At 70.7% G+C, this 22,701-nt stretch carries 19 protein-coding genes; 8 read left to right on the top strand and 11 right to left on the bottom strand.

Translation table 11 applies throughout. From position 1 onward, the window contains the following. Window positions 1-22: 22 nt before the first annotated feature. The 4 genes from VF647_20475 to VF647_20490 form a co-directional block, all read right to left on the bottom strand. On the bottom strand, window positions 23-445 hold the full coding sequence (locus VF647_20475; protein ID HEX8454468.1) for a hypothetical protein: 423 nt from the start codon (window positions 443-445) through the stop codon (window positions 23-25). Between the two features lie 4 nt (window positions 446-449). After that, window positions 450-1,070, bottom strand: a complete 621-nt coding sequence (locus VF647_20480; protein HEX8454469.1) for a nucleotidyltransferase domain-containing protein — start codon at window positions 1,068-1,070, stop codon at window positions 450-452. Window positions 1,071-1,336: 266 nt separating this feature from the next. After that, on the bottom strand, window positions 1,337-1,612 hold the full coding sequence (locus VF647_20485) for a helix-turn-helix transcriptional regulator (GenBank protein ID HEX8454470.1): 276 nt from the start codon (window positions 1,610-1,612) through the stop codon (window positions 1,337-1,339). Beyond that, window positions 1,602-1,991: a type II toxin-antitoxin system RelE/ParE family toxin gene (locus tag VF647_20490; GenBank protein ID HEX8454471.1), complete on the bottom strand. Its 390-nt coding sequence runs from the start codon at window positions 1,989-1,991 to the stop codon at window positions 1,602-1,604. Before VF647_20490 ends, VF647_20485 begins: the two co-directional genes overlap by 11 nt. A gap of 338 nt (window positions 1,992-2,329) precedes the next feature. Between VF647_20490 and VF647_20495 the strand changes: the two genes are divergently transcribed. The 7 genes from VF647_20495 (at window position 2,330) to VF647_20525 (ending at window position 12,580) form a co-directional block, all read left to right on the top strand. Further along, window positions 2,330-2,629, top strand: a complete 300-nt coding sequence (locus tag VF647_20495; protein ID HEX8454472.1) for an AbrB/MazE/SpoVT family DNA-binding domain-containing protein — start codon at window positions 2,330-2,332, stop codon at window positions 2,627-2,629. Window positions 2,630-2,953: 324 nt separating this feature from the next. Next, window positions 2,954-4,132 carry a DUF4956 domain-containing protein gene (locus tag VF647_20500; GenBank protein ID HEX8454473.1) on the top strand — a complete coding sequence of 393 codons (1,179 nt, stop codon included), beginning with the start codon at window positions 2,954-2,956 and terminating at the stop codon, window positions 4,130-4,132. Window positions 4,133-4,145: 13 nt separating this feature from the next. Beyond that, window positions 4,146-5,420, top strand: coding sequence for a metallophosphoesterase (locus VF647_20505; protein HEX8454474.1), 1,275 nt, complete (start codon window positions 4,146-4,148; stop codon window positions 5,418-5,420). After that, on the top strand, window positions 5,417-7,933 hold the full coding sequence (locus VF647_20510; protein HEX8454475.1) for a BamA/TamA family outer membrane protein: 2,517 nt from the start codon (window positions 5,417-5,419) through the stop codon (window positions 7,931-7,933). Before VF647_20505 ends, VF647_20510 begins: the two co-directional genes overlap by 4 nt. 211 nt (window positions 7,934-8,144) lie before the next feature. After that, complete coding sequence (ppk1, locus tag VF647_20515; GenBank protein HEX8454476.1) at window positions 8,145-11,312, top strand: polyphosphate kinase 1; 3,168 nt, start codon at window positions 8,145-8,147, stop codon at window positions 11,310-11,312. Further along, a complete protein-coding gene (locus VF647_20520) occupies window positions 11,309-12,214 on the top strand; it encodes a hypothetical protein (protein ID HEX8454477.1) in 906 nt (301 codons plus the stop codon). Before ppk1 ends, VF647_20520 begins: the two co-directional genes overlap by 4 nt. A 147-nt stretch (window positions 12,215-12,361) precedes the next feature. Beyond that, complete coding sequence (locus VF647_20525; GenBank protein ID HEX8454478.1) at window positions 12,362-12,580, top strand: hypothetical protein; 219 nt, start codon at window positions 12,362-12,364, stop codon at window positions 12,578-12,580. Window positions 12,581-12,848: 268 nt separating this feature from the next. Here the strand turns inward: VF647_20525 and VF647_20530 are convergent, their stop codons facing one another. The 5 genes from VF647_20530 to VF647_20550 all read right to left on the bottom strand — a co-directional run bounded on the left by VF647_20530 (window position 12,849) and on the right by VF647_20550 (window position 15,611). Next, complete coding sequence (locus tag VF647_20530) at window positions 12,849-13,229, bottom strand: hypothetical protein (protein ID HEX8454479.1); 381 nt, start codon at window positions 13,227-13,229, stop codon at window positions 12,849-12,851. Window positions 13,230-13,293: 64 nt separating this feature from the next. Next, window positions 13,294-13,812 (bottom strand): GNAT family N-acetyltransferase, encoded by a 519-nt coding sequence (locus tag VF647_20535; GenBank protein HEX8454480.1) that lies wholly within the window; start codon window positions 13,810-13,812, stop codon window positions 13,294-13,296. Next, complete coding sequence (locus VF647_20540; protein HEX8454481.1) at window positions 13,809-14,759, bottom strand: glutathione S-transferase family protein; 951 nt, start codon at window positions 14,757-14,759, stop codon at window positions 13,809-13,811. The genes VF647_20535 and VF647_20540 overlap by 4 nt, the downstream gene beginning before the upstream one ends. Next, window positions 14,756-15,292 carry a hypothetical protein gene (locus VF647_20545; protein HEX8454482.1) on the bottom strand — a complete coding sequence of 179 codons (537 nt, stop codon included), beginning with the start codon at window positions 15,290-15,292 and terminating at the stop codon, window positions 14,756-14,758. The genes VF647_20540 and VF647_20545 overlap by 4 nt, the downstream gene beginning before the upstream one ends. Before the next feature lie 22 nt (window positions 15,293-15,314). After that, on the bottom strand, window positions 15,315-15,611 hold the full coding sequence (locus VF647_20550; protein ID HEX8454483.1) for a hypothetical protein: 297 nt from the start codon (window positions 15,609-15,611) through the stop codon (window positions 15,315-15,317). A 136-nt stretch (window positions 15,612-15,747) separates the two neighbouring features. On the opposite strand from VF647_20550, the gene VF647_20555 reads away from it, so the two are divergent. Beyond that, window positions 15,748-17,205 (top strand): Fic family protein, encoded by a 1,458-nt coding sequence (locus VF647_20555; protein HEX8454484.1) that lies wholly within the window; start codon window positions 15,748-15,750, stop codon window positions 17,203-17,205. A 146-nt stretch (window positions 17,206-17,351) separates the two neighbouring features. Here VF647_20555 and VF647_20560 read toward each other — a convergent pair whose 3' ends face one another. Both VF647_20560 and VF647_20565 read right to left on the bottom strand, forming a co-directional pair. Continuing rightward, the gene (locus VF647_20560) at window positions 17,352-17,519 is read right to left on the bottom strand and encodes a hypothetical protein (GenBank protein HEX8454485.1); all 168 of its coding nucleotides are present in this window, start codon (window positions 17,517-17,519) and stop codon (window positions 17,352-17,354) included. A 286-nt stretch (window positions 17,520-17,805) separates the two neighbouring features. Further along, window positions 17,806-22,593, bottom strand: a complete 4,788-nt coding sequence (locus VF647_20565; GenBank protein HEX8454486.1) for a DUF3320 domain-containing protein — start codon at window positions 22,591-22,593, stop codon at window positions 17,806-17,808. Window positions 22,594-22,701 lie beyond the last annotated feature (108 nt).

Consider the following 22,701-nt stretch of genomic DNA (forward strand, 5'->3'; position numbering starts at 1 on the left):
TCTGTCGTGTGCTTCTCAGCTGCTAGAGCCGCTCCTGCAGCATTTCGGCGCTCCACTGGGCGTAGATGCGGGTTTCCGTGAGCACGCGCACTCCATCCGCGAGGGTGTAGAAGTTTCCGCTGTACGACGCGCTGCTCTTCGCGCTCAGAATCCCGCGAAGGCGCCTCACCTGGTCCGCATCGGCCCTGTGGCCCATGGCATGGACGAGGAGATCCGCCGCACGGGTGTGGTCCCCATCCGTGGACTTCAGCTCACGGTACTTCACGGTAAGCGCGTCCGTGAACGCGATGGCTGCGTGGATGGCGATGATCGCCAGTGCGTTTCCATACCGGGGATCGGCCAGCGCGTCTAGATCGCCCGCCGTCTGCAGCAGCGCCTGGCCGATCTCGTGGTATCTCGCTGCCCGTGTGCGCTCCTCGCGTTTCGACTTCCCGATGCTCACCATTTCCCTACCACCTCAGAGAATGGCTCGCCAGAAGTTCCCGGCCTTCGGTCCGGATCGCTTCCATCAGGGGATCGCCCTGCCTCGTGCGCTCGCGCACCTGTTCGGCGGGGATGACGATCCCAGCGAGGCGCAGCCCGAGACGGTTCTGTATCTCACCGGAGGCATCGATGATCGCGCGCTCCACGTCCGCAACCCTCTCAGCGGCGCAGGCGACGAACAGGACATCCAGATCGCTGTCGGCGCGCGCATCGCCACGTGCCTGGCTGCCGAACAGCACGGCGGAGCGGATGCCATCGAGCACACCGGCGCGTGTCAGCGCATCGGTCAGAGCCGCCTTCAGGATTGCGATCCGCCGTCCTTCGGCGTCGAAGAGCGCGCGGAGCGCCGGCTCTAGATGGTGGTCCCGGTTGACGCGATACTGGTGCGTGCTCGAGGTCCCGCCGCGCATCAGAATCCCGAGGGCGGTCAGCTCGTTGAGTGCCGTCGCGGCTCCAAGAGTTGAGCGCACTCCTCCCAGCCGCTGCGCCTCCCGCCCGGTGACAGGCGATTCGAGAGGCATCAGCGCGCGAAGGATCTGGATCTTGGCCGTAGTGGCCAGGACCGCGTCGAGCGCATGAAAGAGCATGTGCGATCCGGTGCACGTGCACCAGATTTGGTACGGTTGCACCAAATTTGGTACAGACGCACCAATAGTAGCGCACCGGCTCGTCTGTCGGCAAGATTCATGTCGTCCTCTGGGCTTCTGCGGTCACCGTCCTGGCCCACAGCTCTCGGTTCGCCAGCTAGATCCTTCGATCGCCGCCGGAGGCTGAAGAGTGCTGCTGAGATCGGTGTGGCGGCTCTCTCAAAGATGACAGAAGAAGGCGCGCGCTTTCACCAAGGAGCGCGGCGCTATCTGGATGCGCTCTCCACGTCCAGTGCGTTGAGGAAGCGTTCCAGGCGCTCAAGGCTGAAGCGAGCCAGCTTGCCAACCGTGAGGTCGGAGACGTCCAGCGGGCTGATGCCGAGCAGCTCGGCCGCGGACGGCTCGTCGAGGCCGAGTTCTTCGAGGGCCTTGCGGATCGCGCGGGCGAGCTCAGCTTTGGCAAGGCGAGTCTCCGCATCCGCGAGGCCCATGTCCGCGAAGACGTTACCGGTGCTGTCGTGGACCATCGTGTCATTGCTCATCGTCATTCCCCCAGGGGCGGTAGTGTTCCTGGTAGTGCTCCGCGGCGGTGCGGAGGCGGTTGCGGAGCAGCTCGATCTCCGCGAACGGAGTGCGGCTCCCCCTGACCGACTTCTTCTTGAAGGCGTGGAGGACGTACACCGCCCTCGGGAACTTCTCCGTGCAGGCGAGGCGGTAGGTATCTCCATAGTGGTCCACGGCCAGCTTCAGCACCCGGCCAGGCAACCCCTCCCCAAACGCACGCGTGTTGGGAGACGATTCGCCATGCTGCGCATCCAGCAGCGCCGCGCCAAAGACGTCCTGCACATCCTCAGGCATTGCCCTGAGATCCTTGTGGCTCGATCCTACGAAGTGAAGGGGCTTCCGTGCGGCGACGGGCATCGGTTTCAGTATCGCTGTTCGCTGGTTGGGCCGAACACCGAAATCGGCCGGGGATAAGAGGAGATACCCCGGATTCGGCCCAGCGCGGCTGTCGTTTGGAAACTGGTCCGTCCGATGGCAGGTAACGACCGGGAGCGCTCCCTGGGCGCAGTTCCGGCACGCGATTTGGGGGGACGGCGACGGCGGATGGCTCGTGAAGAGCGGGAGACACTACTTCGAGAGCGGGTCACGGTTCGGGGCCGCGCGTGCTGACGGTGAGGAGGGTTGTCTTCTTGCGGTGCTTGCTGGGAGAAAGGTACACTCGTGGTTGTCCGAATCGCCCGCCAGGAAGGTGGATTTTGAACGCATCAGAACCACTCCGCATCGATCAGCGTGGCGCACTCGTTCTACCGGCGGAGCTCCGGGAGCGCTTCGGCATCGAGGGAGGCTCCACGGTGCTGGCGGAGGCCACCGCGGAGGGCATCCTGCTGCGCCCCGCCGTGGTCCTTCCCGTGGAGATCTACACGCCCGAGCGGCGCGCGGAGTTCCTTCTCAACAGCGCCTACGACGCGGACAGCCACCAGTGGGCTTTGGCGGAGGTGCGGGCATTGGGGCTCGACTCCGACGCGATACCACACGAGCGCCCGGCGGCCTCGTGAACGTGGATCTCCTATCCTCATCGCTCAGGGTGTTTGGGCGTGGAGGGGGCGGGCTGATCACGTCCGCCTGACCGCCGCGATCGCGTCGCGGGCCACGCACCTGGTGACTGGCGACAGGAGGCACTTCGGCGCGCTGTACGGGCGTACGAGCATGGGCGTGACAGTGACCGCCCCGGCGGGCTATCTTGCCCAGCGCGGCAGACGATAAACACGCTCTGGCGCGCTTCCGCACTGTGACGCTCCGCGGCGTGGTTCCTGCTTCGCGGCACGGGCAAGAGCGTGCGCGCGCCGGAGCGTGGCACGCGGCGCACAGGCCAACCGAGCATGCCCGGCAAACCAGACGACGATCCGATTCTCGGGGGCGAGTCCGAGACGCTCCTGGCGCGCGGCAGGCCCGTGCGGCGGGAGGAGGGGCGCCGGCCCGAGAGCCCGCCGCCACGCCCGCCTGCATCCGTTCGCCCAGCGGCCGGCGGGGGGCGCGTGCGGGGGTTCATGGAGCGCATCTCCGAGTCGCGGCGCGCACCCTTTCTGCGGCTCGTGGGTTACTACGTGCTGCTCATCGGCGTCATGGGCGCGCTGGTGTACTGGGTGCCGATGGTGCGCGACGCCTTCATCTCGCCCGTGGTGCTCCCCGACCTGGGGAGAGGAGGGAGCGGGTCTGAGCTGCTGACCCGCGCACCCACGCTGGGCGACTACGGCGCGCGGCTGTCGCTTGGGGAGGCGCTGCACCGCGCGCTGACGACGCTGCTGGTGATCGCCGGCGCGATGTCGCTGGTGATTCCGGTGGCTTGGGTGTACATGTTCACCAAGCGCTTCCGCTACGATCCCGCGCTCGTTTCCTCGGTCATCATTCTGCCGATCGTGGTGGCGGGGATCGCGCTGGTGGTCAAGAACTCGCTGGCGCTGGCCTTTTCGCTGGCCGGGATCGTGGCGGCGGTCCGCTTCCGCAACACGCTCAAGGACCCGCGCGACGCCGTCTACATATTCCTGGTGATCGGGATCGGGCTGTCGGCGGGGGTGCAGGCGCTGGACGTTGCGCTCGCGATGTCGCTGGCCTTCAACTTCGTCGTGCTGCTGGTGTGGAAGTACAACGTCGGGTCGATCTACAGCGGGAGCTACGGGCGGACGGGGATCCTGTCGGTGGGCGATCCGGAGCTGATGATCGCCGACGATCCGGCTGCGCAGCGCGACATCCGGCGGCGGATGCTGGAGCACGACGGCGACATGCGCACGGACGGCATCCTGCTGGTGCACTCGAGCGCGCCGGACGTCGCGCGGCTCACGGTGCAGGAGGCGCTCGGCGACACCGCCAGCGACTGGCGGCTGGTCAACGTGCGGCGCGAGCCCGAGCGCCCCGCGGTGCTGGAATATCTCGTGCGGCTCAAGACGGAGATCACTCCGGCCGAACTGGTGGGCGCGCTGGACGAGCGCTGGTCCGCCCAGGTCACGGCCGCGGAGTACGTGCCCTTCCGGACGCGGAAGAAGAAACGCAAGCGGGATTAGAGGACTACATCGGATGAAGACGAATCGACATCGCTGGACGACCGCCGCGGCCGCGCTCCTCCCCTGCGCCCTGCTGCTGGCCGGGTGCTACAAGTCGGCCTTCAACGTGGGCAAGGTGATCGAGGCGGTGCAGCGCGACTCCATCGCCTACACGCTGCTCCTGATCGGCGACGCGGGGCTCCCGGAGCCCACCCCCCAGGGCGACCCGGTGATCAACGCGCTGCGCCAGGCCATCAAGGACGACGACCCGGGGCAGACCTTCGTCGTGTACCTGGGCGACAACGTGTACCCGCGCGGGCTCGTCGACTCCACGCAGGCCACGGAGCGCGCGGTGGGCGAGGGGATCCTGAACGAGCAGATCGACGCCATCCTGGAGAGCGGCGGGCGCGGGGTGCTGATCCCCGGCAACCACGACTGGGAAGCGGGCGGCACGGAGGGGTGGCGCTACATCCGCCGGCAGGACCTGTACGTGGACGCACGCGGCAAGGGGCGGGTGGCGATGCTCCCCAACAGCGGGTGCCCCGGGCCCGAGGTGCTGGACCTGAACCCCACGCTGCGCCTCATCATGATCGACACGCAGTGGTGGCTGCAGGCCGGCGGCTCGCGGCCGGAGGGGCCCGGCTCGGAGTGCGCGGTGAAGTCCGAGCGGCAGGTGGTGGACTCCATGCGCGCGGCGCTGGCCAGCGCCGGCGGGCGGCGCACGGTGGTGGTGGGCCACCACCCGCTGGTGAGCGGCGGCGAGCACGGCGGCTACTTCGACTGGCCCACGTACCTGCAGATCCACCCGTACGTGCGCAACGCCGGCTTCTTCGCCCGGCAGGACGTGAACGGGGTGGAGTACACCCGGCTGCGCGTGAACATGGCGGGAGCCTTCCAGCAGCACCCGCCGCTGATCTACGCGGCTGGGCACGAGCACAACCTGCAGGTGTTCCGCCGTGCGCCGGCGCGCTACCAGGTGGTGAGCGGCGCGGGGATCTACGGCCACACCACCACGGTGCGGAGAATCACCGGGTCGCAGTACACGCGGCGGGCGAGCGGCTTCCAGCGCATCACCTTCCTCAAGGACGGACGCGTGCGCCTGGCGGTGCTCGTGGTGGACCAGACCGGGAAGGCGACCGAGGACTTCTCCATGTTCCTGGACACGCAGGGTCTGCCGCCGGTGCAGTCCACCGAGAGCGAGCTTCCCCCGGCGGGCACCGACACCACGCGTCTGAACCCGGCGGGCCCCGTGCGCCCCGCCCCTCCGCGGCCCAGCACGCCGGCGGGCAGCCGGCCGGTGGCTCCGTGAGGCTCGCGCGGCGGGTCCTCGCGGCGGCGGCGGTCGCCCTCCTCCCGGCGCTTGCCGCCGCGCAGGAGCGGGTGGCAGCCGGGGCGCAGTACGCGCATCCGCCGCTCCCCGAGTCGCTTCTGGGGGAGTCGTACCGAAACCTGTGGACGACGCCGGTGCAGGTGCCGGTGCTGGACCTGCGCGGCTACGCGGGCGGGCTGACGCCGACGGGCACGGGAGGCGGCAACCAGACCGAGTCGGTCCGCTTCCGCGGCGCCAACGGGCGCGAGTACGCCTTCCGGCTGGTCAACAAGAACCAGACGCGCGGCCAGTCGCCGGACATCCAGGGGACGATCGTAGGCGAGGTGGTCCAGGACCAGGTGTCGTCGCTGCACCCCGCGGCGGCGCTGGTGGCGGACCCGCTGCTGGCCGCGGCCGGCGTGCTGTACGTGCCGCCCACGCTGTACGTGATGCCTGCCAGCGGTCTGCCGCAGCAGCACGCCTCCTTCCACGGCAGGCTGGGGCTGCTGGAGGAGCGCCCGCGCGCCGGGAACAGCGAGGTGGCGGGGATCGCGGCGGCCAGCGCGATCGAGGACACGGAGGACTTCCTCAAGGCGCTGGAGTCCGCCCCGTCGCACCGGCTGGACACGCGCGACTACCTGGCCGGCCGGCTGATGGACATCTACTTCGGCGACTGGGACCGGCACGAGGACCAGTACAGCTGGGCGCGATACGACCGCGGCGGCGAGCAGCTCTGGAGGGCCGTCCCCCGCGACCGCGACTACGTCTTCGCGGACTACGACGGGCTGGCGCTGGACGTGGCGCGCGGGCAGCTCCCCAAGGCGGTGCGCTTCCAGGAGGACTACGAGGGGCAGCTCTTCGGGCTGGTCCAGAACGCGCAGCTCCTGGACCGGCGCCTGCTGGGCGACCTGGACCGCGCCGCCTGGGAATCGGTGGTCTCGACGCTCCAGACGCGCCTCTCGGACGCGGTGATCGACGGCGCAGTGGCACGCATGCCGGCCGAGTACCGGCCCCTGAACGCGGACTTCCTGCGCACCATGCTCCGCGCCCGCCGCGCGCGGCTGCGCGAGGTGGCGATGACGTGGTACGGGTGGATGGCGGCCGAGCCCGAGATCCACGCCCGCGACGAGCGCGACGTGGCCATCGTGCAGCACGCGCCGGACGGGAGCGCCGAGGTGCGCATCCACGCCGGCGGCGAAAACGTGGCGCCCTACTTCCGCCGCCGCTTCCTGCCGGACGAGACGCGCGAGATCCGGCTCTTCCTGCACGGCGGCGCGGACCGGGCGTCCGTCCGCGGCGGGCCGGGGCGCATCACCACCCGCGTGATCGGCGGCGCTGGCGACGATGCGCTGGCGGACTCGTCGAGCGGAGCGCGGGTAAGGTTCTACGACGACCGGGGCGACAACGGCTTCGTGCGCGGCACGCGGACCCACGTGGACACGCGCGAGTACTCGCCGCCCGCGTACGAGCGCGGCGCCGGCGTGAGCCCGCCCCAGGACTGGGGGCGCAGCCGCAGCCTGTTCGCGCCGTACGCCGGATGGCGCTCGCGCATCGGCGTGGTGGTGGGCGGCGGGCCGGCGTTCAAGACGCACGGGTTCCGGCGCTTCCCCTTCGCCAGCGAGGGGCACCTGCGCGTGCTGTGGGCGCCGCAGTACACCCGCTTCGGGGCGGAGTACAACGCGGAGTACCACTTCGCCGGCACGCGCCGCTGGCTGCTGACGGACGTGCGCGCCACCGGGCTGGCGGCCACGGACTTCCACGGCTTCGGCAACGAGACGCCGGAGGTGGAGGACCGCGAGGTGCGCCGCGTGTGGGAGCGCCAGCTGCTGGTGCAGCCCACCTGGTTCTTCCCCCTCTCGCGCCGCAGCTGGCTCACGGTGGCGCCGGTGGGACGCCTCACCGACCCCGGCGTCCCCGACGGATCGCCCGCGGAGCAGCCGGGGGTGCGCGGCACGCGGACGTGGGGAGCGCTGGGCGCGCGCACCGGCCTGCTGGTGAACAGGGTGGACAACGCCACCTTCCCGCGCCTGGGCTTCGCCCTCTCGGCGGACGCGAGCGCGTTTCCGGCGGTGTCGCGGCTGGACGGGCCGTTCGGGAGCACGGGAGCGCAGGCGAGGGCGTACCTCGGAGGGAGCGCGGGCCCGGTGCTGGCCCTGCGCGGCGGGGTGCGCCAGGCGTGGGGCGACTTCCCGCTCCAGGAGGCCGCCTTCATCGGCGGCGGCAACTCGCTGCGCGGCTCCAGCACCCAGCGCTACGCCGGCGACCGCGCGGTGCACGGGAGCGCGGAGCTGCGCCAGCCCCTCTTCCGCGCGAACCTGGGGGTCCGCGGCACGGTGGGCGCCTTCGCGCTGGCCGACGCCGGGCGCGTGTACGTGGACGGCGACTCGCCCGGCGGATGGCACACCGCCGCGGGCGGCGGCCTGTTCTTCATCTTCCTGAACCGCGCCGTGAGCGTGTCATACGCGGCGGGCGAGAAGGGGCGGGTTTACTTCGACATGGGGCTGCCGTTTTGAACTGCGGGGAATGGGGAATGGGGAATGGGGAATGGGATGATTTCGGCGCGGTGCAGAGGCTCCGTCGGCGCGCGCCGTCTTCGGTGGGGCGCGGGCGTGCGCGCGCCGGGGACGCGGTGAGCCTGGCCGCGCCCTGTCACGACTCCGTACGGGGAGCTCCCCTTACGCTCGATTCCCCATTCCCCATTCCCCATTCCCCCCGTTCCCCCCGATGACCGCCCAGCCCGGGGTCCGCTTCACCGCGCGCGGACGCGACGTGCTGGACCGCATCGCCACCGAGACGCTGCCGGACGGGCTGCGCGGCGGCCAGGCGGAGACCTCCTTCTTCCGCGAAGTCTTCTTCGACACCCCCGAGGGCGACCTGGAGCGGCGCGGGGCGTGGGTGCGCGTGCGCGTGGAGGAGGACGGCACGCAGTCGCTCGCTGTCGAGGTGCATGATGGCGGGGACGATGGCGTCCTGCCGGAGGCGCCGCTGCGGCGGGCGCTGGAGGTGGGGCCGGACGTGGAGCCGCGCGACCTCTTCGCCGCCGACACGGAGCACGGGCGGCTGCTGCGCGCGCTGGTGGAGCCGGACCGCCTCGTTCCCTGGATGGAGGTGGAGACGCGCCGCCGCATCCGCCGCGTGCGCCGCGACGACCAGGCGCGCGCCGAGGTGCTCTGCGACGACATGACCGTGCGCGAGGCCGACCTCTCCGCCGAGCTGGCGGAGGTGGAGATCCGCGTGGACCGCGACGCCAAGGGGCGCAAGAAGCTGCTGCGCGCCCTGGAGCTGGAGTACGGCCTCGATCCCGTCACCGATCCCCTCCCCACCCGCGCGCGCCGCACTCTGGCCGAGGAGGAGGTCGACTGGCTGGAGGAAGCCGTGCGCGCATCACGGCGGGTGGCGGTGGTGGCGTTCGACGAGGGGCGTGTGGCGCTGCGCAACGAGGGCCGCCTGCTGCGCCTCCCCACCGGCGAGGGGACGGGAGAGGAGACCTGCCGCCGCGTGCTGCGCGAGACCTTTGACCACCCCGCCGCGCGCGTCCGCCTGGTGGGCACGGCGCCGGGATCGGTGCGGCGCCCCGCCACCGAGGTATGGCTGGCGGAGGGGCTCGCCGGGCCGCTCCCCGCGCTGGGGACGGGGGTGCTGCACCTGCCGCTCGGCGAGCTGCTGCAGATGGTGGGCTCCCCCGCCCTGCGCGACGACGCCACGCTGGCCGCCCTGCACGTCCTCGCGCGCAGCGAGCTGCCGCTGGAGGCGGAGATCCGGCGCACGGAGGCCGCGGCGCCGCACATCCTGCGCTCCATCCCCGACGTGGAGATGGAGCTGGAGACGGGGAACCCGGCGGAGCTTCCCACGGGCGCGCTGCTGAACATGGAGCTGAGCCTCCTCGCCTTCAACCGCCGCGTGCTGGCGCTCGCGATGGACGAGCGGGTGCCGCTGATGGAGCGCGTGCGCTTCGTCTCCATCTTCGGCGCCAACATGGACGAGTTCTTTCGCGTCCGCGTCTCCGGCTTCAAGCGCCAGCTCTCCGAGGGAAGCACCAAGCGCACGATGGACGGCGTCACGCCCGAGCAGCAGCTCGACGCCATCGGCATCCGCGCGCGCCGCCTGGCGGAATCGTCGTACCGCGTGCTGCACACGGAGCTGCTGCCGGCGCTGCGCGAGCACGGCGTCGTCATCGTGGAGCCGGACGCGCTGACGCCCGAGGACGACGACTTCCTGCGCGGCTACTACGAGGGGAGCGTGCACGCCGTGCTCACCCCGCTCGCGGCCGGGCCGGGACACCCATTTCCGCACATCCGCAACCTGCGCCCCGCCGTCGCCGCCATTCTGCGCGAGCCGATGACGGGAACGGAGCGGCTGGGGATCGTGGAGCTCCCGGACGGCCTCCCGCGCTTCATCCCGCTCCCCGGCGATGGGCGCTTCCTGCCGCTGGAGGCGCTGGTGCGCGGCGCCCTTCCGCGCCTCTACCCCGGCGTCGAGGTAGAGGTGGCATCCACCTTTCGCGTCACGCGCAGCGCCGAGCTCAACCTGCATGACCGCTCCGCGGCCGACCTCCTGAACGCGGTGCAGGAAGAGGTGAGGCAGCGCCGCTTCCGTCCCGTGGTGCGCCTGGAGGTCGAGAGCGAGATGCCACCGCGGATGCGCGACATCCTCCTGCGCGAGCTGCAGTACGAGGTGCCGGAGCGGGTGAGCGCGCTGGGCGAGAGCGACCTGTACTCGCTTCCGCAGCCCATCGACCTGCGCGCCGTCCGCGAGCTGGACGTGGTGGACGAGCCCGGGCTCCACTATCCGCCCGCCCCGGAGCACACCTCGCCGATCGCCGCGGACCGGCCGATCTTCGACGTGCTCAAGGAAGGGGAGGTGCTCGTCTCCTTCCCCGAGGACTCGTTCGAGGCGACGGTGGAGCGCTTCGTCCTGGAGGCGGCCGAGGACCCGGACGTGCTGGCCATCAAGCTCGCGCTCTATCGCACCAATCGTAAGTCGCGGCTGGTGGAGGCGATGCGCAAGGCCAGCGCGCGCGGCAAGCAGGTGGTGGCGCTGGTGGAGCTTACGGCGCGCTTCGACGAGGAGAGCAACATCGAGTGGGCGCGCCACCTGCGGCAGCACGGGATCCACGTGATCTACGGCATCCCGGGGCTCAAGGTGCACGCCAAGGTGGCGCTGGTGGTGCGGCGCGAGACGGCGGGGGTGCGCCGCTACGCGTACGTGGGCACCGGCAACCTGAACGCCACCACCGCCGCCGCGTACACCGACCTCGGCATCCTCTCCGCCGACCCGGGGCTGGGCGAGGACGTCAACGAGCTCTTCAACATCCTCTCCGGCGCGGGCGGCACGCCGGTCTTCAAGCACCTGCTGGTCGCGCCCTACAACATGCGGCGCCGCTTCCTGGAGATGATCGCGCGTGAGGCGGAGCACGCGCGGGCGGGCCGCGGCGGGCACATCCAGGCCAAGTTCAACGGCTTGGCGGACCGCGAGATGATCGCCGCCCTCTACCGCGCCTCGCAGGCGGGGGTGCGGGTGGACCTCATCGTCCGCTCCCTCTGCTCGCTGCGGCCGGGGGTGCGGGGGCTGTCGGACAACATCCGCGTCTTCAGCATCCTGGGGCGCTACCTGGAGCACGCGCGCATCTTCCGCTTCGCCAACGCGGGCGAGCCGGAGTACTACATCGGCTCGGCGGACTGGCGCACGCGCAACCTGAGCCGCCGCGTGGAGGTGGTGGCCCCCATCCGCGACCCGGCGCACCGCGCGCGGCTGGACGCCATCCTCGCCGCGCAACTTGAAGATCCGTACGCCTGGGAGCTGGGGCCGGACGGCACCTACTACCAGCGCCCCGACACCCCGCCGCGCGACGCGCGCCCCGCCTCCGGGCGCGTCGCCATCCTCACCGAATGATGCCCCTTTCGCGGCGGACGATCCCCCTGCTCGCCGTCCTCGCCGCCTGCTCGGGAGCCGGCGGCGGCGCGGAGGAGAAGGCGCCCGAGGAGGGCTGCCGGATCGAGGCGCGCGGCCTCACCCTTCCCGAAAACGTGAAGGAGGCGAGCGGCGTCGCGTTCAGCCGAACCCTCCACGGCGTGCTCTGGACGCACAACGACAGCGGCCACGAGCCCGAGCTGTTCGGGCTGGACGCCACGGGGCAGGAGCTGGCCAACTTCCCCGTCGGCGTGCCCATGCGCGACTGGGAGGACATCGCGGTGGGCCCCTGCGCGGAGGGGAGCTGCGTCTACATGGCCGACATTGGCGACAACAGCCGCGGCAGCGAGCCCCTGGCCCTTTTCGTCGCCCCGGAGCCGAGCGCCGCGGGCGAGCGGGTCGGCCCGGTGCGTACCTACACCGCGCGCTTCCCCGACGGCCGCACGCGCGACGCGGAGGCGATCTTCGTGCTCCCCGGCGGCGAGGTGTACCTGATCAGCAAGGGAACCCGCACCCCCGTGGACCTCTTCCGCTGGCCCACCCCGCTCCGCGAGGGCGCCCCCGCGACGCTGGTGCACGTGCGCCAGCTCGCCCCCACCCCCGCGCAGCCGGGCGACCGCGTGACCGGCGCCAGCGCTTCGCCGGACGGGCGGTTCGTGGCGGTGCGCACCTACAGCCTGCTGAACGTGTACCGCACCACGGACCTGGTGGGCCCCTCGCCCGCCCCGCCCGCCCCCCTGCGCCGCACCGACCTCATCCCCCTCGGCGAGGCCCAGGGCGAAGGCGTCGCCCTCGCGGACGACGGCACGGTGGCGCTGGTGAGCGAGGGGCACGGCCGGCACGTGCCGGGGACGCTGGCGTTGTTGAGGTGTCCGTTGAAATGAAAGGAAGTGCCAAGTGCTCAGTGCCGAGTGCCGAGTTGAACAGCGGTGCGTGAGTGCGTAAGTGCGTAAGTGCGCTGTTGTTCGGCAGTTACTTACGCACTCACGCACTAACGCACTAACGCACTTCTTCCTACACGAGGGGGAGCGATGAGCGATGAGAAGCTGGAAGGCAGTGTCCCGCTCACGGACGCCATCATCCAGGAGATCGTGGAGAAGGGGCTGGCGAAGCAGGAGGCGCTGGTCGAGGCCAAGTCGTTCGGCGCGCGTTATCACCCCGTGCGCAACTCCCTGATCTTCCCCTTCGATCCATCCGAAGGCGCGGAGGACGACGACGAGGTCGATGATGAGGACGTGGCGGAGGCATGACGCGCCACCGTGAGACACGAGGCCCCTCCCGCGTAGGCGCGGGAGGGGCCTTTGTGCAATGCGGAGCAGGCGTTGGCGGCGCAAGGCGTCGGAGCCGGGGCGAGCACGGGCAGCCACGCGGGGCTGCCCCTACCGGGATCCGGGTCAGGGGCGGAGGTCCCGTTGGCGGTGAACCGCGCAAAAGGTCCCCGATCCAACCTCCCCCTCCCCCAGGCAGTTTTTGGGGGAGGGGGATGCGTCGCGGAGCGACGCTGGGGGTGGGGGCCCCCTACGCCTCCTCCTCCTCGTCCCACTCCACCGCCGCATCCAGGTCGTCGAACACGAACGTCGTCTCGCCGCCGCGGGCGCGGGCGGCGGCGATCTCGAGCGTGTCCAGGAGCGCGTCCTGCGCGGGGGAGCGCTCCAGGCGGTACTCGCGCTTCTCGTACTCCCCGGCCAGGAAGCGGGCCATGAACTCGTACATCGCGAGCTGGTCCGTCTCGAAGACCCCCGGCGCACCCTCCGTCTCGCTGGAGTCCAGGACGAAGTGGTGGAGCTCGCCCTCGCCGTCGAGCGCGTCGCGGAACTCGAAGTGCCCCAGCGCGAACAGGTGCCGCGTACCCGCCTCGCACGCCTGCTCGTACTCCTCTTCGCTGCTCTGTCGGAACATGGCTGCCCCCCGGGTGGATGCGCTTTGCCGGCCGCTCCCCGGCAGAAATCGCTCCGCGGCGGAGTTAGCGACCGTCCAGCGGAAGGCGGTACGCCATCACCAGCTCGGCGCCGGGGGGGCGGAAGTCGTGCTCGGGGGCGCGCTCGAAGCCCATCCGCTCGTACATGCGCACGGCTGCGCGCAGGCTCTCGGAGGTGTGGAGCCCCAGCTCGCGGGCGCCGGACTCGCGGGCGCGGCGCACGCACACGTCCACCAGCGCCTGGCCCACGCCGGCTCCGCGCGCGGTGGGCGCCACCGCCAGCAGCCGCAGCTCGGGCCAGCTCGCCCGCTCCGCCAGGCCGCCGTAAGCATCCGCGGATGGCGCGAAGAGCATCACGCTCCCCACGATCTCGCCACCCCGCTCCGCCACGATGCGCTCCACGCCCTCCCCCTCCACTTCCAGCGCGGCGCGGACGGCGCCATCGAGCCCCGCCCACGCGTCCGGCGCCATCACGCTGGCGAGCTCCGAATACGCGGTCAGCGTCAGCGCTTTGATCGTCTCGCGGTCGGCAGGGCGCGCGTCACGGATGGAGACGCCGCTCACGCGCCGAGCCCCTCGCGGCCGTGCGGCGTCGTCCAGTCGACGAGCGGCCCGGCCGGCACGATGCGCGACGGGTTGAGCTGCTCGTGCGTCATGTAGTAGTGGCGCTTGATGTGGTCGAAGTTCACCGTCTCGCCGAACGCGGGGCGCTGGTACAGGTCGCGGGCGTACCCCCACAGGTTGGGATAGTCCACCAGGCGGCGCAGGTTGCACTTGAAGTGGCCCACGTACACGGCGTCGAAGCGCGCCAGCGTCGTGAACAGCCGCACGTCCGCCTCGGTGAGCTGCCCGGCGACCAGGTAGCGCTGCCCCGCCAGCCGCTCCTCGAGCCAATCCAGCCGCGCGAACAGCGTGTGCACGGCCGCGTCGTACGCCTCCTGCGACGCCGCGAACCCGGTGCGGTACACCCCGTTGTTCACGTCCTGGTACACCACCTCGTTCACCCGGTCGATCTCATCGCGCAGCGCGACAGGATACAGATCCGGCGCGTCCTGCTTCTGGAACGCGCCGAACTGCGTCTCGAAGTCGATGGTGATGTCCGGGTAGTTGTTGGTGACGAGGCGCTTCGTCACGCGGTCCCAGATGCAGGGCACGGTGTAGCGCCCGGTGTACTCCGGATCGGTGAGGAGGTACGCCTCCGACAGGAACTGGAAGCCGCACACCCCGTCCGCCGTGTGGTCCGGCCCTTCGCGAAAGGCCCACCCCCGCTCGTCGCGGACCGGATCGACCACGGTCATGGAGATGACGTCTTCCAGCCCCAGCAGCCGGCGCACGATGATGGCCCGGTGCGCCCACGGGCACGCCAGCGACACGTACAGGTGGTACCGCCCCGCCTCCGCGGGAAAGCCCGACGATCCATCGGCCGTGATCCGGTCGCGGATCGAATACTTCTGCCGCACGAACTCGCCGGTCGCGCTCGTCTCAGCGGGAAACTGCCCGGTCACGCTCATTTCGTTGATCCACGTTGAAGGCACGGCCGCCCCGCCGCCTGGTCCGCGGCGCGGCGGGCCAGCTCGTTGGCGTTGGCGCTGGGAGCGATGCGGTCCGTCACGCAGCTCCCCCGCGCCGACACCCTGGCGACGGCGAGGTACGAGGTGGTCCGCCCCGGGTTCGACGGGTCTTCGCTGGCGTTCACCCGCACGATCAGCGCGATGGGCCGCTCGCCGCGCATCCGCCACTCCGCGCGCGGCCCCAGGCTGGAGAAGTTGCCGGTGATGACGCCCCAGTAATTCAACTCGTGCACCCGCCCCGCCGGCGTGACGACGTTCACGGACATGCGATCGTCGTCGTACGCCACCTGGAGCGCGTACCCCGCCACGCCCCGGCAGCGATGCAGCGTGCCACCCGCCTCCTCGTCTCTGCTGAGAAGGCGGCAGCGTGCGGTATCGAGCGAAGTGTACACGCTGCGGAGCGCCTGCCCCGAAGCCTCGAGGGGAAGCCCTACGAGCGCGGCGACGGCCGCGAGACGGAGCGATGCGCGCATGAAAGCTACCCGGTGGAGGTGGTCAGGGCCCGCACTTGGTGCATCGGTCGATCAGCCCCGCGTGCTCCGGCACCTCGCGCCCATGCCAGCTGCGCAGCGCCGACTTGGTTTCCGCGCAGATCTGGCGTGCGCCCTTGGCCTTGAGCCGCTTGGGGTGCCGGTCCCGATCCACCTCCGAGCACCCGGCGCGATGGAGAATCGGGGCGTGGCGCGCGCGCACGGCCAGCACGAACCCGTCCGGGTGCGTATCGCGCCACCACGAATACGTGGCATCGTCGTCCGTCTCCAGCGTGTCCGCGAACGAGTTCGAGGTTTCCATCGTGTGTACCGGCACCCGGTTATATTGTAAAAAATCGCACAGAAGCGTAGCTTAGATGGTAGATTATCTGCCTTCGGCCCGGACAAGTATTCCCATGGTGGCAAAAACTCCGCCTCGCGGTTTACCGGAAGTGCTGGTGAGCACGTCCGAAACGAGCGGTGCCGTCCAGCGGATGGTGAAGAGGGGCGAGCTTCGGAAGATCGGACCGCGCCTGTACACGCCGAACCAGGTGGATGCGCCGGAGAGCATCGTCGGCAGGAACCTGTGGCAGGTGATCGCCCTCCTCTTCCCCGGCGCGGTCGTCTCCCACCGCACCGCGCTCACTCAGAAGCCGACGCCTAAGGGCACGGTGTTCCTGACCGGCGCGTACGAGCGGATCGTGCGGCTTCCCGGCGCTACCGTCCGCATCCTCAAAGGCCCAGGACCGCTCGAGGGTGACAACGGATACTTTGGGGCGCTGTACATGGCGTCTGAATCACGCGCGCTCCTGGAGTGCCTCAGGTTTTCGCGGGTTCGGAGCAGCGAAGCGTCCGTCGTTTCCGCCACCGAGCTGGAGACGATCCTCGAGCGCAGGCTCTCCTTCAAAGGGGAGGGCTGGATCAACAGCATACGCGACCGGGCGCGGGCGATCGCACCGGAGCTCGGGCTGGAGGAAGCGTATGCAAAGCTCGACAGGATCGTCGGGGCGCTCCTCGGCACCCGCAAAGCAAGGATGCATGCTCCGACCGCGATCGCGCGCGCGGCGGGAGCGCCCTACGATGCCGCGCGCCTGGAGCGGTTCACGCGTCTCGCGGACGCGCTGCGGCTCTGGCCTTCGGCGGATCGCCCGGATCCCGTGATCCGTGGGCCCGCGTTCCAGAACCTCGCGTTCTTCGACGCCTACTTCTCCAACTTCATCGAGGGAACCGAATTCGAAGTCGAAGAGGCGCTGGAGATCGTCTTCGAGAACCGCATTCCGGCCGCGCGTCCCGCTGACGCGCACGACGTCCTGGGTACGTTCCGCCTAGTGTCCAGCAGCCACGAGATGGGCCAAAGCGCGGCGGATCTGGCCCGCGACTTCCCCGCGTTCCGTGCGATGCTCGAGTCCAGGCACGAGACCATCCTGCACGGCAGGCCGGAGACGCAGCCGGGCCGCTTCAAGGAAGTGGTCAATCGCGCCGGTGACACGGTCTTCGTACATCCCGAGCTGCTGGTGGGCACGATGTCGAGGGGTCTGGAGATCATGCCGTCGCTCCCCGACCCGTTTCACCGGGCGGTCTACATGATGTTCTTGGTATCGGAGACCCACCCGTTCAACGATGGAAACGGCCGCCTCGCGCGGGCGATGATGAACGCCGAGCTGATCTCCGGGGGCCAGCGCAGGCTCCTCATCCCCACTGCATTCCGGGGCGACTACATTGGCGGCTTGCGCCGTCTTTCCAAGCAGGACGATCCCAAGACGCTGATCCAGGTGCTCGACTTCGCCCAGCGATTCACCGCCGCGGTGGACTTCGGCGATCTCGCCGCCGCGCAGCGGGTCCTCACGCAGTGCGGCGCCTTCCAGTCCGGCGACGAGGCGCGCCTCCGCATGCCGCGCTCAACGACCGGATCGTAGCCATTTGAAACGTGCCGGCGAGCACGATGGCGTCCGGCTCCGTGCAATAGCGGAGATCGTGCGAGATGTAGAACCTGCTCCGTGCGGCCTGCTCGAGCGCCTCATCGACTTCGCGAATATACCGGCGGAGCCGGCGCGGCGAGAACCTATCGGGGAACACGCCCCGGTGAGAAGAACCTACGGATCGCGTGGAGGACGTGCATGATCCGGGACTCCTCCTCCCGATGCGCCGTCGCCGCCTTCGCCATCTCACCGATCACGCGGTTCCGCTCGCGCCGGCTCATCGCGGCCAGATCTTTCTGCTGGACCTCCATCGCACCCCTCCCGTTCACATCTGCGTGACACGACAACTCCGGCTGCATGGAGTGTACTCGGCCTCACAGCGATTTGTCAACGAAAAACAGGCGGAGCCCTGCCTATCTAAGTCGTTGAAATAGCCATACTTGCAAAGAGTGACGAAAGTCGTCCGCGCGCCGTCCAGTCAGTCCCGCTCTCCTGCGGAAGAACGCTTCACCGGGATGCCGAACGGTGGCTCCATCGGGCCTGGCAATTCCTCTCCTCTGCGGCTCTGCGCCTCCGCGTGAGGCCGTTGTTCAGTGACTACGCGCGCAGGCGGACGCCGGTGCTTCCTTCGCCGATGATGCCTTCGGCGAGGAGGGCGTCGAGGGCGGCGCCGACGGCTTCTTCCAGGCGTGGGCCGGTGCGGCTGAAGCCCAGGAGGCCGCACACCTCACTCGCCAGCTCGCGGCGCGGAAGGCCGTCGCCGGTGCGCAGGACGGCAAGGATGGCTTCGCGATACTCCTCCGGCGCGATCCGCTCGGCGGGGATGCGGGTGCCGGCGCGCGAGCGAACCGTCACCGCGCCGTCCGCGCCCCACACGAAGTCGCCACGCAACTGCACGCGGCCCGCGCGTTCGGCCGCGGAGAGTGCGTCCATCACCCGCGCCACCATCCGGCTCCCGGCGCGCGGGACGTCCCACATCGCCGCGACGCGGGATACGAGGTCGTCCACGTGCAGCGGCGCCTCGGCTTCGGTAACGTCGGCGATGGCGCTCAGCAGCTCGTCGTCGCGGGCGGCGGCGAGCTCGGAGCCGGTGTGGCGCGGGGTGGTGTCCGCCATCGTGTAAGGCGTGGCGGCGAGGCTGGAGGGGGCCTCGCCGTCGTTCTGAGGCGCATCGTCATCGGGGGCCACTGCCTGCGTGTTCTCCTCGGGGGCGGAGACGATGCGGTCGACCTGCACCTGCGCGGGGGCGGTGCGGGCACGGGCGCGCGATTCCTCCACCTTGCGCAGGATGCGCTCGATCTGCCCCTCACGGTCCTTGAACCAGTCGGTGGACCAGATGCGGTGGATCTCCCAGCCACGCCGCTCGAGGACCTGCTGGCGGAGGCGGTCGCGGTCGCGCGCGGTTTCGGACGAGTGGTACGCGACGCCATCGCACTCAATTCCGCAGACGTAGCGGCCGGGCGCCTGGTCGTCGATCACGCCGAAGTCGATACGATAGCCGGCGACGCCCACCTGCGGCTGCAGGCGGAGGCCCCGCTGCGTCAGCTCGGCGAGCACCTCGCGCTCAAAGGGCGAATCGGTGTCCGCGGCGGCGCTGGCGGTGGCGCTGTCGAGGCGGCCATGCTCGGCGTACAGGAGGAACTCGCGCAGGAGGGCGGCGCCGCGGGAGGTGGTGGCGGCGGGGTTGATGTCGTCACCGCGCATGGAGGCGAAGACCACCATCCGCTGGCGCGCGCGGGTGGTGAGGACGTTCAGGCGCCGCCAGCCGTTCTCGCCGTTGATGGGGCCGAAGTTGTGGCGCAGCTTCCCATCGCGCCCGCGGGCGTAGGTTACGCTCAGCAGGATGACGTCGCGCTCGTCGCCCTGGATGTTCTCCAGGTTCTTGACGAAGAAGGGTTCGGTGTTGCTGCGCGCGAAGAAGGCCTCCAGCGACAGGTCTTCGCGGCGGCGCAGCTCCAGCTCATCCTGGATGGCGAGCTGCTGGCGAAGGTTGAAGGTGCCGACGCCCAGCGACAGATCGGGCGTCTCGCGGGCATGGCGCACCACCTCGTCGGCCACGCGACGCGCCTCCACCAGGTTCAGCCCCTTTCCCTCGTAGACGCCGTCCGCCACGAACTCGAACACCAGCCCGGCGGAGTGCGTCGCCGTTTCCACGCTGGGAAAGGTGTGCAGCTCCGCGTCGTAGAACGAGACGTTGGAGAAGGTGATCAGCGACTCGTGCGTGCTGCGGTAGTGCCAGCGCAGGCGCGTGCGCGGGACGCCCGCGCCCATGAACTCCTCCAGCACGCTCTCCGTGTCTTCCAGGACCGGGGTGCCGTCGTCGGCCACGGGTGCCTCCGCCTGGCCGGACATCACGGCGAAGAAGTTGGTCGGAGGCAACTGCTTGGGATCGCCCACCACCACCAACTGCGCGCCGCGGACGATGGCGCCCACCGCGTCTTCGGAGGGGAGCTGGCTGGCCTCGTCAAAGATCACCAGGTCGAAGGAGGGGCGGTCGCCGTCCAGGAGCTGCGCCACGGTGAGCGGGCTCATCATGAAACACGGCTTGATGGCGCGGATGGCGGCGCCGGCCGAGCGCAGCGTCTTGCGCAGCGGCGCGTGGCGGCGCTCCTTGGCCATCTCGCGCTGGAGGAAGGGCATCCCCTCGCGCGCGTCCGGCTCGCGGAGGCGCGCCTGCACCGCCTCGCGCATGCGGCCGATGAGCGCATCGCGGTTCTCGCGCAGCACCGCCTCGTCCAGCGCGCGGAACTCGGCGGCGCGCTGCTCGTGGGTGAGTGTCGCGAACTGGCGCAGCGGCTCGCGCTCCGCGACCGCGGCGGCCGTCCACTTCGCGTGGAAGGCGCGGCGGAATGCACGCGCGAGCTCCGCCCACGCCACCTCCCCCGCGAGCGCCGGGGCGACCAGTTCCCCCGCGACGCCGGCGGCTACGCGCTGCCTCACCATCTCGAACGCAGCCCAGCGCGGCGCCAGCCCCGCGCCTTCGTCCAGGGCCGCGGCGCGCGCGATCAGCTCCTCCAGCGGCGCACCGGCCAGATAGTCGAGCGGCCACTCCGCCCGTACGCGCAGCCCCGCCAGCGCCTGGCGCGCCCCCTCCGCCGCCCGCGCGAGCGCCTGCGAGAGCGAGATGTCGGGGGCCACGCGGGATGCCAGCTCGGCGGCCTTTTCATCGAGCCCGTGCGCCACGCACACGCCGCGGAACTCCACCACCCAGCGCACGTACCCCTCCAGCGCCTCCCAATCCGACTCCTCGCCGTTCCACAGCGCGCCAAAGAGCTGCCGTCCGTTTGCGTCGCCCGACGCAAGCGCGGCACGCTCGCGCCGCAGCTCGTCCGACTTCCGCATCTCGTCCGCCTGCTCCAGCAGCGTGGCCGTGTAGCCGGGGAGACGCAGGGCGAGCCAGCGCCGCTTGAGCATGCGGTGCCGCCCGCTGAGGAAGTTCAGGAAGCGGAAGGGGGAGCTTTCCTTCGCCTCCATGAACGCGGCGTCGTCCGCGTGCTCCTGCGAGAGCACGTCCGACCCGAGGCGCGAAAGGACCCGTTCGCGCAGCTCCTTGACCCGCCTGCCGAGCGCCGCCAGCTCCAGCGCCTCTCGCGGCGGGGCGTTCCAGGCGTCGCTGCGCAGCACCGCCAACGGCGCGCCCGGCGAGCGCCCGACCACGGCGGCCACGCGCACCGCCGTGTCCACGTCCGAGAGCGTCTTGACGGGTGGGAGACCGAAGCCGGCCGCCACTTCGCCCGCGAGCCGTGCCGCCTCGGCCAGGTGCGCGCGCAGCTCGCGGATCAGGGCGCGCGCGGATTCCATGTCATCCTCCGGCCAGAAGGTGCGCGCCGAGTCGCGCCAGGGGTGGCGCGCGGGGTCGCCCGTCTCGGCGGCGGCGCGGGCGAGCTCCTCCAGATCGCGCACGGCCGCGTCCAGCTCCTCGCGCGTCACGTTCTCAATCGGGCGTTCCAGGCGCACGCGGGGCGCATCCTTCAACGCCAGCAGCTCGCCGAAGCCGCGGAACGGGGTGAAGCCCGCCGCGCCGAACGGGGCGTGCACCGCATCCGCGTACGCCGTCAGCGCGCCGCGCACCGCGGGGAGGCGCGCGGCGGCGCCCTCGGGCGGGCGCGGGCGCTGGAGCGATGCGTCGACGGCGCGCGCGATCTCCTTCACCACCGCGCGCTTGTTCGCCTTGCCGGAGTGCAGCTCGAGGCAGAACTCGCCCAGCCCCGCGCGCACCAGCCGCTCGTGCACCACGGAGAGCGCGGCCATCTTCTCGGCCACGAAGAGAACCGACCGCCCGTCCGCCAGCGCCTGGGCAATCAGGTTGGTGATCGTCTGCGACTTCCCCGTCCCCGGCGGGCCCTCGAGCACCAGGTCGTGCCCGCGCGCCACCGCCGCGATCGCGCGAAGCTGGCTTCCGTCCGCGTCGACCACCTGCGCCGTGCGCTCGGGCGGGAAGTCGGCGTCGAGCTGCATGGTGCGCACGTCGTCCGGGAGCTGCGACAGGTCGCCGCCCTTGCGTGTGACGAGCTGCCGCACGAGCCGGTGCGTGCCGAACGCGGTGCCGTTCGCCTCCAGGTCCTTGTACATCACGAACTTCTGGAAGGCGAAGAGGCCCAGGTACACCTCCGTCGTCACCTGCCACCCCGCCTGCCCCTTCACCGCCTCCGTCACCGCCTGGAAGAACCCCTGGAGGTCGTAGTCGTCCGCGATGGTGGCAGCGTCGGGGAGCTCGGGGAGGACCACGCCGAAGTCGCGGCGCAGGTGCTCGGCGAGGGCGGGGTTGACGATGGGATCGTCATCCGTGGCCGTCACCGTGTACCCGGCGGCCGCCGAGGAGCGCTTCAAAGCGACCGGCAGCAGCACGAGCGGCGCGCGCAGCGTCTGGTCCGAATCGGCGGACTCGCGGTAGTGCAGCATCCCGAGCGCCATGAAGAGCGTGTTGACCCCCTGCTCCTCCTGCGTTTCGATGGCCTGCGCGTCGATGCGGCGGAGCGAGTGGTCCAGCTTGTCCGCGGGCGAGGTGGTCTGGAGCGTGTCGTCGCGATGCTTCTCGTGGAGCGCCGCGGCCTCGTACGGCGCGTACCCCGCCGCCTGCGGCATCGCTTCGTCGTCCGTCTCCACCCCCGCCTCCGCCACGGCGGGCTCGGGCGCGGCTTGCTGTTGGGACGCGGCGGCGGTCTCCGGTTCCGGCGCGGCGGCGCGGAAGCGCATCGGCTTCTCGGCCAGGTAGAGGCGGCGGAAGATCTCGGCCGGCTGCTCGTCCACCACGGCGATGGTGGAGACGCGCGTCATCTTGAAGTTGAGCGCGCGGTTGCGCTTGCTCAGGTCCAGCAGCTTGCGCTTCCAGTGGTCGAGCGAAGCGGCGACGCGCGCGTCGTCGGCGGCGGTGTCCGGGAGCATGGCGGTGCGGCTTGGGAAGAGGACCGGCGGGCGGATGATGATGCTGATGTGTAGCGCGGCGGGGGGCGTGGGACAAGAGGGGGGGAGGGAGGCCCTCACCCCCGCTCG

Source organism: Longimicrobium sp. (assembly GCA_036387335.1).
Lineage (GTDB): Bacteria > Gemmatimonadota > Gemmatimonadetes > Longimicrobiales > Longimicrobiaceae > Longimicrobium.

Bases quoted from the DNA above. Each gene is read 5' to 3' on its own strand.
- VF647_20525 (HEX8454478.1), top strand. From the start codon at position 12,362: ATGAGCGATGAGAAGCTGGAAGGCAGTGTCCCGCTCACGGACGCCATC.
- VF647_20565 (HEX8454486.1), bottom strand. From the start codon at position 22,593: ATGCTCCCGGACACCGCCGCCGACGACGCGCGCGTCGCCGCTTCGCTC.
- VF647_20560 (HEX8454485.1), bottom strand. From the start codon at position 17,519: ATGGAGGTCCAGCAGAAAGATCTGGCCGCGATGAGCCGGCGCGAGCGG.
- VF647_20545 (HEX8454482.1), bottom strand. From the start codon at position 15,292: ATGCGCGCATCGCTCCGTCTCGCGGCCGTCGCCGCGCTCGTAGGGCTT.
- VF647_20540 (HEX8454481.1), bottom strand. From the start codon at position 14,759: ATGAGCGTGACCGGGCAGTTTCCCGCTGAGACGAGCGCGACCGGCGAG.
- VF647_20520 (HEX8454477.1), top strand. From the start codon at position 11,309: ATGATGCCCCTTTCGCGGCGGACGATCCCCCTGCTCGCCGTCCTCGCC.
- VF647_20480 (HEX8454469.1), bottom strand. From the start codon at position 1,070: ATGCTCTTTCATGCGCTCGACGCGGTCCTGGCCACTACGGCCAAGATC.
- VF647_20500 (HEX8454473.1), top strand. From the start codon at position 2,954: ATGCCCGGCAAACCAGACGACGATCCGATTCTCGGGGGCGAGTCCGAG.
- VF647_20550 (HEX8454483.1), bottom strand. From the start codon at position 15,611: ATGGAAACCTCGAACTCGTTCGCGGACACGCTGGAGACGGACGACGAT.
- VF647_20485 (HEX8454470.1), bottom strand. From the start codon at position 1,612: ATGAGCAATGACACGATGGTCCACGACAGCACCGGTAACGTCTTCGCG.
- ppk1 (HEX8454476.1), top strand. From the start codon at position 8,145: ATGACCGCCCAGCCCGGGGTCCGCTTCACCGCGCGCGGACGCGACGTG.
- VF647_20505 (HEX8454474.1), top strand. From the start codon at position 4,146: ATGAAGACGAATCGACATCGCTGGACGACCGCCGCGGCCGCGCTCCTC.
- VF647_20530 (HEX8454479.1), bottom strand. From the start codon at position 13,229: ATGTTCCGACAGAGCAGCGAAGAGGAGTACGAGCAGGCGTGCGAGGCG.
- VF647_20490 (HEX8454471.1), bottom strand. From the start codon at position 1,991: ATGCCCGTCGCCGCACGGAAGCCCCTTCACTTCGTAGGATCGAGCCAC.
- VF647_20475 (HEX8454468.1), bottom strand. From the start codon at position 445: ATGGTGAGCATCGGGAAGTCGAAACGCGAGGAGCGCACACGGGCAGCG.